Origin of the sequence: Janthinobacterium sp. SUN118, assembly GCF_030397695.1 — a bacterium.
In the GTDB taxonomy this organism is placed as follows: Bacteria; Pseudomonadota; Gammaproteobacteria; order Burkholderiales; family Burkholderiaceae_D; genus Janthinobacterium.
In genome coordinates this window covers 895,026-909,714 of the sequence record NZ_JAPUBV010000001.1, presented here as the reverse complement: position 1 = coordinate 909,714, position 14,689 = coordinate 895,026, and the positions used below count along the sequence as shown (strand labels likewise).

Sequence of the window (14,689 nt, the reverse complement as noted above, 5' to 3'; positions counted from 1 at the left end):
TAGCGATCAGCAAACAAGCTCATCCTTGATGATCTGTTTACTTATTTAAATAACCATAGATTACTAAGTGACAATGAATTTAACAAAACCGGACAGGGGCTCGCGCTCCGTGCTCAGGCGGTTCTCGACCTTGTCGGGGTCGGCATAGCCAAGCGCCATGCCGCACACCACCATTTCACTGGCGGGCACGCCCAGTTCGTCGCGGATGATGTCATGGTAATGGATGAAAGCGGCTTGCGGGCAGGTATCGAGTCCGCGCGCACGCGCGGCCAGCATGATGTTTTGCAGGAACATGCCGTAATCGAGCCAGGAGCCCTGCTCCAGCACGCGTTCGATGGTGAAGATCAGGCCGACGGGCGCGTCGAAAAACTGGAAATTGCGGCCATGCTGGGCGGCCATGCCGGCCGTGTCGCCCCGCTCCAGGCCCAGCAGTTGATACAGGTCCAGGCCGATCTTGCGGCGGCGCTCGATGAACGGCGCCGTCCACTGGCGCGGGTAATATGTATACGAAGCCGTGCGGGCGGGCGCATCGGGCGCTTTCGGCGCCGCATAGGCGTCGAGGATGCGGCGCGACAGGCGCTGGCGCGCCTCGCCCGACAGCACATACACTTTCCACGGCTGCATGTTGGCGCCCGAGGGCGCGCGCGCCGCCACTTCCAGGATGCGCGCGATGTCGTCCTGCGCCACCGGCGTGGGCAGGAAGGCGCGGATCGAGCGGCGCGACTGAATCGCCGCGTCGACGGCTTGCTGCTGTGACATTTCCATGGGTAAACCGGATGCTTGCTTGCTCACTGTCCTGCTCTCCTGCTATTTCTTGACAACAAAAACCACGCCGACGACGGCCACCAGCATGCCGGCGATACCCAGCATATTAAAGGCTTCGCCAAACATCAGCCAGGCCATGACGGCCGTCGTCGGCGGCGTCAGGTACAGCAAGCCCGTCACTTTCGTGGCGTCGCTGCGGCGGATCAGGGCGAACAGCAGGAAGATGGCGCCGATGGACAGCACGAGTACCGACCACAGCAGGGCGCCGATGAAGTTCGCTGTCCATTGCACATTGCTGAAATGCAGATCCAGTCCCTCGTAATACAGGGCGAATGGCAACACGACGACGATGGAGGCGGCAAACTGCACCACCGTGCCGGTGCGCAAGTCGAACTGCGGACAGTGGCGTTTTTGGTACATGGTGCCGGCCGTCATCGACAGCAGCGCGAACACGCACAGCAGCACGCTTTCCACGGTCAGGCCCACGAGGTTGATCTTCGCGTACACGACCAAAGCCACGCCCAGCAAGCCAAAGAACAGGCCCAGCCACTGGCGCGGACGCACGGATTCGCCGATCAGCGGCGCGGCGCAGGCCGTCAGCACGGGCTGCATGCCCACGATCAGGGCGGACAGGCCGGCCGGCATGCCCAGCTTGATGGCGCACCAGACGCCGGCCAGGTAGCCGGCCTGCATCAGGATGCCGGCCACGGCGATCTGGCGGAACTGTCCCACGGGCCACGGCGCGCGCAAGATCAGCACCAGCGGCAGCAAAATGACCAGCACGCCCAGGAAGCGCAGCAGCAAAAAGGTCAGCGGCGGCGCATACGGCAGGCCGAACTTGGCCACGATAAAACCTGTGCTCCATAACAACACGAAGAAAGCGGGCAAGGCCATCGGCGCCACGGTGGTCAAGAAAGGGGCTTTGGGGGCTTTGCCGCTGGCGCCAGCCGCGGCGGGAAGATTGGACATGGTATCGACTCGGGAAACGGGATACTCACCGGGGCGGTGCGCCGGTGCGGGAGGCAAAGTCTAGCATGCTGCGCCGCACCCGTCCTGAAAGGCGGGGAAATAATGGTTTAGGGCTAAACCATTGACACTCAGAAATCAAATATTTCTCTTTAGAAACAATGGCTTTTGATGCAAATCTATTCAATTGTTGCATCGCACAAGAATCGCTTGACTTCGTTTTTTTTAACCGTAGAATAGGGTTTGTTGCGTTGCACAATTACTTGTTCAGCTTGAAAATTTAGATACACCTGCTTCCCAAACGGTACACGCAGCATCAAATTAACCAGATTTCGATTTTTTGGAGATTTATATGTTTTCAATTCCTGAGCAGTTCTCGTCCGCCACCAAAGCCAACCTGGAAGCCCAATTCGCCCTGTTCTCGTCGCTGACGGGCAAGGCCTTCGAAGGCATCGAAAAGATCGTCGAACTGAACCTGACCGCCGCCAAGGCAACGCTGGAAGAATCCACGGCCGCCGCCAAGCAATTGCTGTCGGCAAAAGATCCACAAGAATTTTTCTCGCTGACCGCAGCCCAAGCCCAGCCTAGCGCCGAAAAAGCCATCGCTTACGGCCGTCACCTGGCTGCCATCACGTCCAGCACGCAAGCTGAATTCAGCAAAGCGGCTGAATCGCAAATCGCCGAAACGAACCGTAAAGTCATTTCGCTGGTCGATGAAGTGACCAAGAATGCACCAGCCGGTTCGGAAAATGCCGTCGCCATCCTGAAAAGCGCCATCGGCAACGCCAATGCAGGCTACGAGCAATTCTCGAAAACCAGCAAGCAAGCCGTCGAAGCCATCGAAGCGAACCTGACCTCGGCCGTGAACCAGTTCACGCAAGCGGCTGAAAAAGTCGTGCCGCGCGCTGCCGCCAAGTAATTTTTGAGGCACGGGCCGCCATGGCGGCCCCCGCACTACCCGCTCCTCCGGCATCCGTCTTGTACTCCTCCACGGATGTCTCTTGCCCCGGCACCACTGCCGGGGTATTTTTTTGCCTGGCGCTTCCTACTCGCCCAGGTACGCTGCCTTCACGCGCGGATCGTCGAGCATGTCGGCCGCGTTGCCGCCCATGGTCACCAGGCCGGAATCCATCACATAGCCGCGGTGCGCCGCCTGCAGGGCCAAACGGGCATTCTGTTCGACCAGCAAGATCGTGATGCCTTCCGACGACACCTTGCGGATCACCTCGAAGATTTTCTCGACCATGATGGGCGACAGGCCCATCGACGGCTCGTCGAGCAGCAGCAGCTTCGGATGACTCATCAGGGCGCGCGCCATGGCCAGCATCTGCTGCTCGCCGCCCGACAAGGTGCCGGCCATCTGCGCCGCCCGCTCCTTCAGGCGCGGAAAGACGTCGAACCAGCGGCCGATGTCGGTCTCGATCCCTACCTTGTCCGTGCGCGTGTAGGCACCCATCATGAGGTTTTCCCGGATCGACATGCGCGTAAACACGCCCCGCCCTTCCGGCACCATGGCCAGCTTCTTCTCCACCAGGTGAAACGACTTGCTGCCCTTGAGCGACTCGCCCATGTAAGTGATGGTGCCATCGACCTTGCATGCAGGCAAAGTTCCCGTGATGGCTTTCAGTGTCGTCGTCTTGCCTGCGCCGTTCGCGCCGATCAGGGCGATCAGCTCGCCTTCGTTGACTTCCAGGTCGATGCCCTTGACGGCCTTGATGCCGCCATAGGCCACATGCAGGCCCGCCACTTTCAATACGTTCTTGTTCCATCCATTGCTGCTCATGCGTGCGATCCCCCCAGGTAAGCCTCGATCACGGCCGGGTTTTGCTGTATTTCGGCCGGCAAGCCTTCGGCGATGCGCTTGCCATACTCGAGCACCGTGATGCGGTCGCACAGCCCCATCATCAGTTTCACGTCGTGCTCGATCAGCAGCACGGTCTTGCCTTCCGCCTTGATTTTCACCAGCAACTCGCGCAGGGCCAGCTTTTCCGTCGCGTTCATGCCGGCCGCCGGCTCGTCGAGGGCCAGCAGGGTAGGGTCGGTAGCCAGCGCGCGGGCGATTTCCAGGCGCCGCTGGTCGCCATACGACAGGAAGCGCGAAGTGCGGTTGGCGAACTGGGCGATGCCGACGAAATCGAGCAGCTCCATGGCCCGCTGGCGAATCGACGCCTCTTCCTCGCGCGCCGCCTTGTGGCGGAAGATGGCGCCGAACACGCCCTGGTGCGAGCGCACATGGCGCCCCACCATGACGTTTTCCAGCGCCGTCATGTCGCCGAACAGGCGGATATTCTGGAAGGTGCGCGCGATGCCCGCCTTGGCCACCTTGTGCGGCGCCGACGGCGAATACGGCTTGCCGGCCAGCTCGAACGTGCCCGTGTCCGGCTGGTACAGGCCCGTGATGACATTGAAGAAGGTGGTCTTGCCGGCGCCGTTCGGGCCGATCAAGCCATAGATCTGCCCCTGGCGGATGGTGATGCCCACGTCGGTCAACGCCTGCAGGCCGCCGAAACGTTTATTCACGCCGGCGATATTGAGAATGATCTGTTCGCTCATGGTGCTTTCCTTCCTTAAGCGGACACGACGCCGGTTGATTTGTTCGGTTGATCCACATCATGGTCGGGCCGGTCCTCGTGCTTCGGCGCCGGCCACAGGCCGGCGGGACGGTTGAGCATGATCAAGACCATGGCCAGGCCGTACAGCAGCTGGCGCAGCACTTCCGCCTCGATCACCACGTGGCCGAACAGCGCCTGCTGGGCCGGCTCCACCACGTGGCGCAGCACTTCGGGGATCGAGGCGAGAATCACGCCGCCGAGGATCACGCCGGGAATATGCCCGATGCCGCCCAGCACCACCATCGCCAGCACGGCGATCGATTCCGTCAGCGAGAACGATTCCGGCGAGACGAAGCCCTGGAACGACGCGAACATGGCGCCAGCCACGCCGCCGAACGAGGCGCCCATGGAAAAGGCCAGCAGTTTCACGTTGCGCGTGTTGATGCCCATCGCTTTCGCGGCGATCTCGTCTTCGCGGATGGCGACCCAGGCGCGGCCCAGGCGCGAATGCTGGAGGCGCTTGGTGACGAAGACAACGGCGATGCAGAGGAACAGGAACAGGAAGTAATAGGCGTTCACGGACGGCATGGAAAAACCGGCCACCGTGACGGTGCTGTTGGTGCCAGCCTCGCCCGCCAGGTTGACGCCGAAGATGCGGATGGGGTCGATCAAATTGATGCCTTGCGGACCATTCGTGAAATTGATCGGGTCGTTCAAATTGTTCATGAAGATGCGGATGATCTCGCCAAAGCCCAGGGTCACGATGGCCAGGTAATCGCCGCGCAGTTTCAAGGTGGGCGCGCCCAGCAGTGCCCCGAACAGGCCGGCAACAAAGGCCGCCAGCGGCACGATGATCCAGATCGACAGGTGGATGCCGTTTTCGCGGATCTCCGGGCCCATCAGCTGCACCAGGGTCTCGCCCAGCACCGGATACTGGTTCACCACGGATTCGAGCAGGATGGCGAACTGGGGCGAAGCCAGCAGGGCCGTCAGGTAGGCGCCCACGGCGTAGAAGGCGATGTAGCCGAGGTCGAGCAGGCCGGCGAAGCCGACGACGATGTTCAGGCCCAGGGCCAGCATGATGTACAGCAAGGCCATGTCGATGATGCGCACCCACGAGTTGCCGAACTGGGCGGCAAAAAACGGGAACACCATCAGCAGCGCGGCCAGGCCCAGCATGCCGGCATACGCCTTGGCCGGGTGCTTTTTGACGTCGAAATCGAGTAGTGCCATGATTTAATCTCCCAGTTTCACGTCAGGCGCGGTCGGCCACGCGTTCGCCCATGATGCCGGACGGGCGCAGGGTCAGCACGATGATCAGCACGACGAAGGCAAAGATATCCTGGTAGTGGCTGCCCAGGAAGCCGCCCGTGATGTCGCCGATATAGCCGGCGCCCAGACTCTCGATAATGCCCAGCAGGACGCCGCCTATCATGGCGCCATAGATATTGCCGATGCCGCCCAGCACTGCCGCGCAGAACGCCTTCAAGCCGGGGATGGCGCCCATGGAAAATTGAATCGAGGCATAGTTGGCGCCCCACATCACGCCCGCCACGGCGGCCAGCGCGGCGCCGATGGCAAACGTGGCGACGATGACCTTGTCGGAATCGACGCCCATGAGGCCGGCCACGCGGGGGTTTTCCGCCGTGGCCCGCATGGCGCGGCCCATTTTCGTCTTTTCCACCAGTAACACCAGTCCGCCCATCGAAATGGCGGCCAGGGCCAGCAGCAATACTTGCGTTTGTGAAATGACGGCGCCGCCCACATTGATGGGGTCGGTCGACAGCAATTGCGGGAAGGGCAAGGGATTACGCGTCCAGATCATCATGGCAAAGGTTTGCAGCAGGATGGAGACGCCGATGGCGGTAATCAGGGGGGCGAGGCGGGGGGCGTTGCGCAGGCGGCGGTAGGCGACCCGCTCGATGATGATGTTGACCAGAATACAGATGGGAATGGCGCCGAGGATGGCGGTGGCCAGTTTCAGGTAGCCGGGCCAGTCCGGGACATAAATGCCCAGCAGCTTGAGGATGCTCAAGCCCACCATGGCGCCGATCATGAGCACGTCGCCGTGGGCGAAGTTAATCAGGTTCAAGACGCCATACACCATCGTGTAACCGAGGGCGACTAAGGCATACATGCTGCCCAGCACCAAGCCGTTAATGATCTGCTGGATGAATGTATCCATGATTGCCCTATCCAAATATGCATTTTTCGGGAACAACTTCCGCCAGAACATGTATCGCTGATACAAAAACGGCACCGGAGGAAAAATTCCTGCAGTGCCATCCCTGGACCGTTCTCACCAGCATGGTGCACGCACTGAAAATGGGCGTGACCGCGCTTAGTCATAACGACAACATATTCAAGCTTGAGGCAATCATAACGATCTTTTGCAAAAACTAAGCTTGGAATAATTCAATCATTTCCGAATTAAATTCGGTTTTGAGGTGGCTATTTCATCGATACTCGGCTGCCAAGCCAACTCAGGCGACGTCGCGCTTGATGCCGTCGAGGCCTTTCGGCATCGGGAACGTGACGGCTTCCTGCACGCCGTCGAGCGGACGCACGCTCTTCACGCCACACTCTTTCAAGCGGTCGATCACGGCTTGCACCAGCACTTCGGGCGCCGAGGCGCCGGCCGTGACGCCCACGCGCAGCTTGCCTTCCAGCCAGGCGGGGTCGATTTGCGAGGCATTGTCGACCATGTAGGCAGGCGTGCCCATCTTGTCTGCCACTTCGCGCAGGCGGTTCGAATTCGAGCTGTTCGGGCTGCCCACGACGATCACCACTTCCACCAGCGGCGCCATGAATTTCACGGCTTCCTGGCGGTTGGTGGTGGCGTAGCAAATGTCGCCTTTTTTCGGCTCGGCAATATTCGGATATTTCTGCTTCAACGCTTCGATAATGTCGCGAGTGTCGTCAACTGACAACGTTGTCTGCGACACATAGGCCACGCTGTCCGGATTGGCGACCTGCAAGGTCGCCACATCTTCCAGCGTTTCCACCAGGTGCATGCCCTTTTCAGCCTGGCCCATCGTGCCTTCCACCTCGGGATGGCCATCGTGGCCGATCATGATGATTTCGCGGCCTTCGCGGCGCATCTTGCCTACTTCCATGTGCACCTTGGTCACCAGCGGGCAGGTGGCGTCAAAAATGCTCAGGCCGCGCGATTCCGCCTCGGCGCGCACGGCTTTCGACACGCCATGCGCGGAAAACACGAGGGTATTGCCAGCCGGTACGTCATCGAGGTCGTCGATGAAGATGGCGCCCTTGTTGCGCAGGTCGGCCACCACATAGGCGTTGTGGACGATTTCATGGCGCACGTAGATCGGTGCGCCAAATTGCTGCAAGGCACGCTCGACGATTTCGATCGCCCGGTCGACGCCAGCGCAGAAACCCCGGGGCTGGGCCAGTAACAGTTCTTTATCCATCGCTATTCCTTGTTTACAGCACCGAGATGAGCTTGACTTCAAAACGCAGCGGCTGGCCAGCCAGCGGATGGTTGAAGTCGAACAGGGCCGAATCGTCGCGCAGTTCGCGCAGCACGCCGGCAAAGCGGCCGCCGCCCGGGGCGGCGAAGTCCACCAGGTCGCCGATCTTGTAGTCGGCGCCCGGCACCGAGTTTTCATCGAGCGTGGCGCGCGAAACCGACTGCACCAGCTCGGGATTGCGCTCGCCAAAGCCTTCGCCGGCCGCCAGCTCGAAAGTCTGGTGCGTGCCTTCAGGCAAACCCAGCAAACGCTGCTCGAGGAACGGCGCCAGCTGGCCCTGTCCCAGCATCAACGTGGCGGGATTCCCGCTGAAGGTCGTGACAATGTCAGTACCGTCAACAGTGGCAAGACGATAATGCAGAGTGAGGTAAGCCGCTTCGGTGACGACTGCTGGTTGCTCGTTGGACATAGTAGGTTTCAAGTAGCTGGTGCAAAACGATATTGTAAGCCACACTGGCCGCGCCTGCCCCATGCCATCTCAGCGCAGCCATGCTTTTGTCAAAAAACATGGCCGCGCCCCTGTCACCTGTCAGACGTTGACGTACGTCAACCCGCCAGGTGTGCTGGCGTGATTGCCGAAGCCCGAACTGTCTTCCAGATTGCCGTCGAGCTTCCAGCGCCCCACGGGCCTGTGCACGATGCCGTACTGGCCATAGTCATACACTTCCTTCGGCGTCAGCACGCGGTCGTACAGGATGACATCGGACAACTGCCAGGCGGGTGCGCCCTGCTCCAGCGCATGCACGGGGCGGCCGATCACCAGGGGCGTGGCGGCGGCATTCACAAATGGCTTCACCATCTTGCTGCCCTGATACATGAGAAAATCGTCGACATACAGGCTGATGGAACCATCATGCTTGACGGTGTAGGTACAGCGTAGCCAGCGGTTGGCAATATCCACCTTCACGCCGTGACCATTGCTGTTGGCGCCCAGGCCATGCTCTCCCTGGTTATTCCATAGATGCAGGAAAGTAGTGATGTCGTTCTGCGTAGTAATAAACTTTTGCAGGAGCGCCCAGCCTTTTTTATCCGACTGACGCTTGATGAAAGCCAGTTCAATGTCCTTGATCGAGGAAAAAGCCTGCTGCCGGATGCAATACGACAGGGAAAAATCCGCACTCTCGTAGCGCGCGGACGACGGCACGGTGAGCATGAGGCCAGGCTGGAATTGCAAGGTCTTCGTCACGCCGAAACAGGGCATGGGCGGCGCGGGGCGGATGGCGTCCTCGCCGCGCAAGGCGTTCCAGACGGGCGTGCGGTAATTCGTTTTCAATGGCGTTTCAGCCTCGACCAGGTTCAAGCCTTCCTTTTCCGTGGTGGTCCCCGCATTCCAGGCCCAGTAGCACGCCAGCTGCACGCCCGTACGGCGTATGGCGCTCAACAGGGCATGCAGGTTGTCTTGCCGCTCGGTATCCTGCAAGGCCAGCTCTTGCTTTTTCGACAGGCCGAAACTGCCGATGTAATACGGCTTGCCCAAGGCCTTGGCCGCACGCTGCATCACTTGCAGATAGGCGAGCGAGGAGGAAACAAAATCAGCGGGCAACTCCGTATTGCCATCGAGGGCGCTGCTCACATATTCATTGCCTAGGAACAGATTTTCGCAAATGCAATCGACCGGATCTGGATTCATCAAGGGCAGGGTTTCCGTGATGTATTGCTGTAAAGAGCCTTGACGGGGCGAGGTATGGGCAATGCCGACATTGCCGGAGGAAATCATACGGCCCAGCGCATCGTTGTCGCGCAGTGTCTGCGCCGTTTCCTGAATCACGGCATTGACGGTATGGACTCCCAGGTTCTTGATGATCTGCAATTCCTGCGCCGCCATCCAGCCGGCGATGCCTGCATGGCTGGCGTAGCGCAAGGCGAATGCCCTGGCAAAGGCACGCATGTAGTTGCGCGTCTTCGATTGCGCATTGCTCAGTTCCGCGACGACGTTGGTCCCCTCGCCCACCAGTTCCGGCACGGCTGCCGGATTCCAGAATGGACAGGCGATGATGCCGATGCCATTGGCCAGCGCACAGTCGAGCAGCGCCTGCACCGCGGCCCAGTATGTCCCGTTGATATTCAGCGTCACGACCGTGTTGTCGGAAGCAAATTCCGGCATGCCGACAACGTAGTCCCACACCTGGTGGCCCGTGCCGTTTGCCACTCTGCCGTTAAATGGCGCCACCATCACCTGGATGTACTTGACACCGTTGGCCGCGAGGTAGGGCAAATCGGCCGGGTAGTCGGGATTGCCGTCATTCGTGGCGGCCGTCGCGTCGGGACTCCAGGCGCGGCGCTCCAGATAGGCATGCGAATTGAGGCCAATGCCGCTGACCTTGCCCGTATTGACGCCGGCGGCGTTGAACTCTTGCATGACTCCGTTGATAACTTTGATATATGGCATGACTGCTCCTGCGAAACTAAGTGGAAGACATTGAGTTCAGGGCCCTGACTCCCCGCCGCCGCAATTTGCATAGAGTGCAACGACAGGCAAATGATAGCGCCTGAAAATGGCCATTCCGGGCATCTTGGTTTTTGTTTTTTTGCCATGATCTGACAGGAAGACGAGCTAGCGCAGCATGGCCGCAGCAGAACCACGCGACAATCGTCGGCAGGCGCCGCCACTACCTGCACGCGGCATGGGAGGCAAGATGGGCATCAAGGATTGGCCGGCCGGCGAACGGCCGCGCGAACGCCTGATCGAGGATGGCGCGCACTCGCTGTCGGACGCGGAATTGCTGGCAGTGTTCCTGCGCACGGGCGTGCGCGGCAAGAGCGCCGTGGAACTGGCGCGCGACACGGTCGAGCATTTCGGTTCCTTGCGTGGACTGTTTGGCGCCAGCCTCGTGAGTTTTTCCGCCGTGCACGGCATGGGCAGCGCCAAGTTTGCCCAGCTGCAAGCCGTGCTGGAACTGGCGCGGCGCGCCATCATCGAGGATTTGCAGGCGGGGCAAGCCCTCAATTCGCCGCACGCCGTGAAGGACTATCTGCGCCTGACCCTGGGCCACCTGGCGCATGAAGCGTTCCATGTGTTGTTTTTGGACGTCAAGAACCGTTTGATCGCCACCCAGGAAATGTTTCGCGGCACCCTCACCCACACCAGCGTGTATCCGCGCGAAGTGGTCAAGCAGGCGCTGCTGCACAACGCGGCCAGCGTCATGCTGGCCCACAATCATCCATCCGGCACGCCGGAACCGAGCGAATCGGACCTGCTGCTGACGCGCGCGCTGGTGCAGGCCCTGTCGCTGGTCGACGTGCGCATCCTCGACCATTTTGTCGTTGCTGGGCGGCAAGTGCATTCGTTTGCCGAGCATGGCCAACTCTAGGCCGTGCGCGATCCCGACGCAGTTAACCATGTGTAAACAAGGACATACGTAAAAACAACAGCATGCTTATCTAACGGTAAACAACAGTGTTTACCAGCGTTTCCCCTATGAGAAATCGCAAAAGTCAAATTGTTAAATATATTTACAACAACAAGACACAATTGTTTTTCGCAAGTCATTGATAAATCGGCTTATTTTGGATATACTCTCGTTTTTCCAATTTGGAATATCTTTAAGGAGTGCGCCATGGCACGTGTTTGCCAAGTCACTGGGAAGAAGCCGATGGTCGGCAACAATGTTTCCCATGCAAACAACAAAACCAAACGTCGTTTTTTGCCTAACTTGCAGAATCGTCGTATTTTTGTTGAATCTGAAAACCGCTGGGTCTCCCTGCGTTTGTCCAACGCCGGTCTGCGCGTCATCGATAAAGTCGGCATCGACGCCGTATTGGTCGATATGCGCGCTCGTGGCGAAAAAGTCTAATTAGCAGAATAAGGGAGCTATCATGGCAAAATCAGGCCGCGACAAAATCAAGTTAGAATCGACCGCCGGTACGGGTCACTTCTACACGACTACCAAAAACAAGCGTACGACGCCTGCGAAAATGGAGATCATGAAATTCGATCCTAAAGCACGCAAGCACGTAACGTACAAAGAAACCAAGATCAAGTAATTGATACTGTGTTCTGTAAAAAGAGCCGCTCCGATGAGCGGTTTTTTTTCGTCCTGATTTTAGGCCATCCCCTCACCCGCTTTCCCGGGACGAAAAAAAGGCCCTGGAATCCAGGGCCTCGATAGGCTGCGGCAGCTCAATCAGGCATAACTGCGCAGGCGCAAGGAAAAGTCTTGCAGCGACTTGATGCCCGACGCTTCGGCGCGCGCGCACCAGTCTTGCAGCTTGTGCAGCAATTGCTCGCGCGTAAAGTGCGAACGCTCCCAGATGGCGCCCAGTTCCACGCGCATATGGTGCATGGTTTCCAGTGCCTTGCTGTGCTGGAACAATTCCGACAGCTGTTCATGGTGCGCATCGGCCAGCTTGCCCGGTTCGCGCTGCATCAGCTTGCGCGACGACTTCAGGAAGCGCTTTTCCAGTTCGGCCTTGTGCTTCAGGTGTTCCAGCTCTTCCTTCCACGCATGCTTGATCGATTTCGCATACTTGGCCATCACGTCGTAGCGGTTGGCGATGACGGACTGCAAGGTCTCGAAGTCCGCTTCCAGCTTGCCGTGGGAAAACTTCGGCTCCGGCGCCAGTTTCTTGACCTTCGCCAGGCCCAGCATTTCCAGCGCGCGGATATAAGCCCAGCCGATATCGATTTCATACCATTTCGATGACAGCTTGGCCGACGTCGCATACGTATGGTGGTTGTTATGCAACTCTTCGCCACCGATCAGGATACCGAAGGGAATGATGTTGGTGGCCGCGTCCGCGCAGTCGTAGTTGCGGTAGCCCCAGTAATGGCCGATGCCGTTGATGATGCCAGCCGCCGTGATGGGGATCCACATCATTTGCACGGCCCATACGGAGATGCCGATCACGCCGAACAGGATGAAATTGATGACGAACAGCGAGACGACGCCCAGCCAGCTGTATTTCGTGTACAGGTTGCGCTCGATCCAGTCCGTCGGCGTGCCGTGGCCGTACTTGGCCATGGTTTCCATGTTCTTCGATTCAGCGCGGTACAGCTCGGCGCCTTCCCAGAAGACTTTCTTGATGCCGCGCGTTACCGGGCTGTGCGGATCTTCTTCCGTATCGCACTTGGCGTGGTGCTTGCGGTGGATGGCCGCCCATTCCTTGGTGACCTGGCCCGTCGTCAGCCACAGCCAGAAACGGAAGAAATGGCTGGGGATCGCATGCAATTCCAGCGCGCGGTGAGCCTGGTGGCGGTGCAAATAAATCGTGACGCTGGCGATCGTGATATGCGTGACCACCATGGTGTACAGGAAAACTTGCCATGCAGACAGATCGGTAATGCCAGTTGCCATGAACTGCAAAACGTCGTGTAAAACGGAACTCAATGTCATTACTACTACTCCAAGTGGACAGGGCGTGCGCACGGTCGCTCCAGTTGCTCTGGAGGTCCGGCAGAGTTAATTTTAGGCGTGATTGTACGCCCTAATGGGTGCGATCAGGCAAAAACGGAGGCAGGCAGCGAGGTTAAGGCTGGGTGCCGGATGGCGCGGACTCACCCTCTGCCGCGCCGACGAGCGGGGCAGGAGGCGTACCCACAATACGCAATTCGCGTTGCGGGAAAGGTACAGAGACCTTCTGTTCCTGCAAGGTGCGCCAGATGGCGCGGTTCACATTCGACTTCACGCCGCCGGTGCCGTTTTCCGGGTCCGCGATCCAGAAACCGATCTGCAGATCCAGGCCGTCGGCGCCGAAACGCACGAGGGTAACGGATGGAGGATTACTTTGCGACACGCGCGGCACGCTGGCCGCAGCCGCTTCCAGCAAGGGGAAGATGGCGTCGAGGTCCGTTTCATAGCCCACCGACACGGCGGTCGACAGCCACACCATGCGGTTGCTCAGCGACATGTTCTGCACGCCGCCGGAAATCAGCATTTCATTCGGCACGATGGATTCCACGCCATCGCCACCCAATAACACAGTATAGCGCGTATTGATCTGCGTGACTTTGCCCGTGAATTGGCCGACGGTAATCATGTCGCCGATGGTCAGGCTGCGGTCGAGCAGGATGATGAAGCCGGAAACGAAGTTGGCGGCGATCTTTTGCAAGCCGAAACCGAGCGCCACGCCGAAGGCGCCGCCGAATACGGACAACACCGTCAGGTCGATCCCCACCAGCGACAGGCTGATCAGGACGGAAACGAGGATCAGCACGGCGCGGCCCATGCGCGACATGACCACGCGCAAGGAGGTATGCAGGCCCTGCATTTTCATCAGGCGCTCGTCGAGCGAGGTGCCGGCCCACATGGCCAGCACCAGCAGCACGGCCACGGAAATAGCGGCTTGCAAGATGGCAGCCACGGAAACCTTGTTGCGGCCCAGCGGCACGACGATACTCTCCAGGAAAGCATGCAACTCTGGCCACAAGCCCGTGATATACAGGGCCATGCCGGCCCACACAACGACGGTAAATACCTTTTCCAGCAACAGCATGGTCGGGCTGATCTCGCCGTGGCGGGCAAAGATACGGCGCAGCACGTAAAAGCCGAAGCGCACCAGCGCCATCGAGGTGCACAGGGGAATGGCGATATTGAGCAGGTTCACCGACTGGAACTTGGCCAGGAAGTGTTGCGCAATGCCCAGCAGCATGGCCGCCAGCACGGGCGTGAGGATGCGGATGAAACTGTCCGTGCGCTGCAGCGTTTCCGGCGTGGCCGGCGTCGTCGCCGCTTCCGCCCGCTTGTGCAGGAATTCGCGCAACTGCCGCACCAGCAGCCAGCTCAAGGCCAGGCAGGCGACGATCGCCAGCGCCTGCCACAGGATGGCCGGTTGGCGGAAATCGTCGACAAAGTCGGTGATCAGGTTCAGCAGTGGGGTTTCATTCATGGCGCAGGCGGTCCGGAAGGTGGGACAGAAGTGATACGGATGGGCATCTAGCCCATGCCGCCAGGCTGGCTGGCGGCATTGCGTGGCCGC

Annotated in this window: 15 protein-coding genes; 4 read left to right on the top strand and 11 right to left on the bottom strand. The window is 59.6% G+C overall.

Annotated features, from left to right (window positions below; all coding sequences use genetic code 11):
- Nucleotides 1–63 precede the first annotated feature (63 nt).
- Nucleotides 64–765 (bottom strand): nitroreductase, encoded by a 702-nt coding sequence (locus tag O0880_RS04135; protein WP_071322306.1) that lies wholly within the window; start codon nt 763–765, stop codon nt 64–66.
- Nucleotides 766–807: 42 nt separating this feature from the next.
- Complete coding sequence (locus O0880_RS04130) at nt 808–1,659, bottom strand: DMT family transporter (RefSeq protein WP_226941420.1); 852 nt, start codon at nt 1,657–1,659, stop codon at nt 808–810.
- A gap of 424 nt (nt 1,660–2,083) precedes the next feature.
- On the opposite strand from O0880_RS04130, the gene O0880_RS04125 reads away from it, so the two are divergent.
- Complete coding sequence (locus O0880_RS04125; RefSeq protein WP_071322304.1) at nt 2,084–2,650, top strand: phasin family protein; 567 nt, start codon at nt 2,084–2,086, stop codon at nt 2,648–2,650.
- 126 nt (nt 2,651–2,776) lie between these two features.
- On the opposite strand, the gene O0880_RS04120 is transcribed toward O0880_RS04125, so the two are convergent.
- The 7 genes from O0880_RS04120 to O0880_RS04090 all read right to left on the bottom strand — a co-directional run bounded on the left by O0880_RS04120 (nt 2,777) and on the right by O0880_RS04090 (nt 10,133).
- Complete coding sequence (locus tag O0880_RS04120) at nt 2,777–3,514, bottom strand: ABC transporter ATP-binding protein (RefSeq protein WP_289885203.1); 738 nt, start codon at nt 3,512–3,514, stop codon at nt 2,777–2,779.
- On the bottom strand, nt 3,511–4,284 hold the full coding sequence (locus tag O0880_RS04115) for an ABC transporter ATP-binding protein (protein WP_289885201.1): 774 nt from the start codon (nt 4,282–4,284) through the stop codon (nt 3,511–3,513). Before O0880_RS04115 ends, O0880_RS04120 begins: the two co-directional genes overlap by 4 nt.
- Nucleotides 4,285–4,298: 14 nt before the next feature.
- Nucleotides 4,299–5,516 carry an ABC transporter ATP-binding protein gene (locus O0880_RS04110; protein ID WP_071322301.1) on the bottom strand — a complete coding sequence of 406 codons (1,218 nt, stop codon included), beginning with the start codon at nt 5,514–5,516 and terminating at the stop codon, nt 4,299–4,301.
- A gap of 22 nt (nt 5,517–5,538) precedes the next feature.
- Nucleotides 5,539–6,468 carry a branched-chain amino acid ABC transporter permease gene (locus tag O0880_RS04105; protein WP_071322300.1) on the bottom strand — a complete coding sequence of 310 codons (930 nt, stop codon included), beginning with the start codon at nt 6,466–6,468 and terminating at the stop codon, nt 5,539–5,541.
- A 298-nt stretch (nt 6,469–6,766) separates the two neighbouring features.
- A complete protein-coding gene (ispH, locus tag O0880_RS04100; protein ID WP_071322298.1) occupies nt 6,767–7,714 on the bottom strand; it encodes a 4-hydroxy-3-methylbut-2-enyl diphosphate reductase in 948 nt (315 codons plus the stop codon).
- A gap of 13 nt (nt 7,715–7,727) precedes the next feature.
- The gene (locus O0880_RS04095; protein ID WP_034747468.1) at nt 7,728–8,183 is read right to left on the bottom strand and encodes an FKBP-type peptidyl-prolyl cis-trans isomerase; all 456 of its coding nucleotides are present in this window, start codon (nt 8,181–8,183) and stop codon (nt 7,728–7,730) included.
- Between the two features lie 120 nt (nt 8,184–8,303).
- Entirely contained in the window at nt 8,304–10,133 is a 1,830-nt protein-coding gene (locus O0880_RS04090; protein ID WP_289885199.1) for a hypothetical protein, read from the bottom strand.
- Between the two features lie 277 nt (nt 10,134–10,410).
- Here O0880_RS04090 and radC point away from each other — a divergent pair, with 277 nt between their 5' ends.
- The 3 genes from radC to rpmG all read left to right on the top strand — a co-directional run bounded on the left by radC (nt 10,411) and on the right by rpmG (nt 11,758).
- Entirely contained in the window at nt 10,411–11,085 is a 675-nt protein-coding gene (radC, locus tag O0880_RS04085) for a DNA repair protein RadC (RefSeq protein WP_289887285.1), read from the top strand.
- Nucleotides 11,086–11,331: 246 nt separating this feature from the next.
- A complete protein-coding gene (gene rpmB, locus O0880_RS04080) occupies nt 11,332–11,568 on the top strand; it encodes a 50S ribosomal protein L28 (RefSeq protein WP_010400928.1) in 237 nt (78 codons plus the stop codon).
- 22 nt (nt 11,569–11,590) lie between these two features.
- Nucleotides 11,591–11,758: a 50S ribosomal protein L33 gene (gene rpmG / locus O0880_RS04075; protein ID WP_010400929.1), complete on the top strand. Its 168-nt coding sequence runs from the start codon at nt 11,591–11,593 to the stop codon at nt 11,756–11,758.
- Nucleotides 11,759–11,898: 140 nt separating this feature from the next.
- Here the strand turns inward: rpmG and O0880_RS04070 are convergent, their stop codons facing one another.
- Together O0880_RS04070 and O0880_RS04065 are read right to left on the bottom strand one after the other, a co-directional pair.
- Nucleotides 11,899–13,107, bottom strand: a complete 1,209-nt coding sequence (locus O0880_RS04070; protein WP_071322296.1) for a fatty acid desaturase — start codon at nt 13,105–13,107, stop codon at nt 11,899–11,901.
- A 133-nt stretch (nt 13,108–13,240) separates the two neighbouring features.
- On the bottom strand, nt 13,241–14,599 hold the full coding sequence (locus O0880_RS04065) for a mechanosensitive ion channel domain-containing protein (RefSeq protein ID WP_071322295.1): 1,359 nt from the start codon (nt 14,597–14,599) through the stop codon (nt 13,241–13,243).
- Nucleotides 14,600–14,689 lie beyond the last annotated feature (90 nt).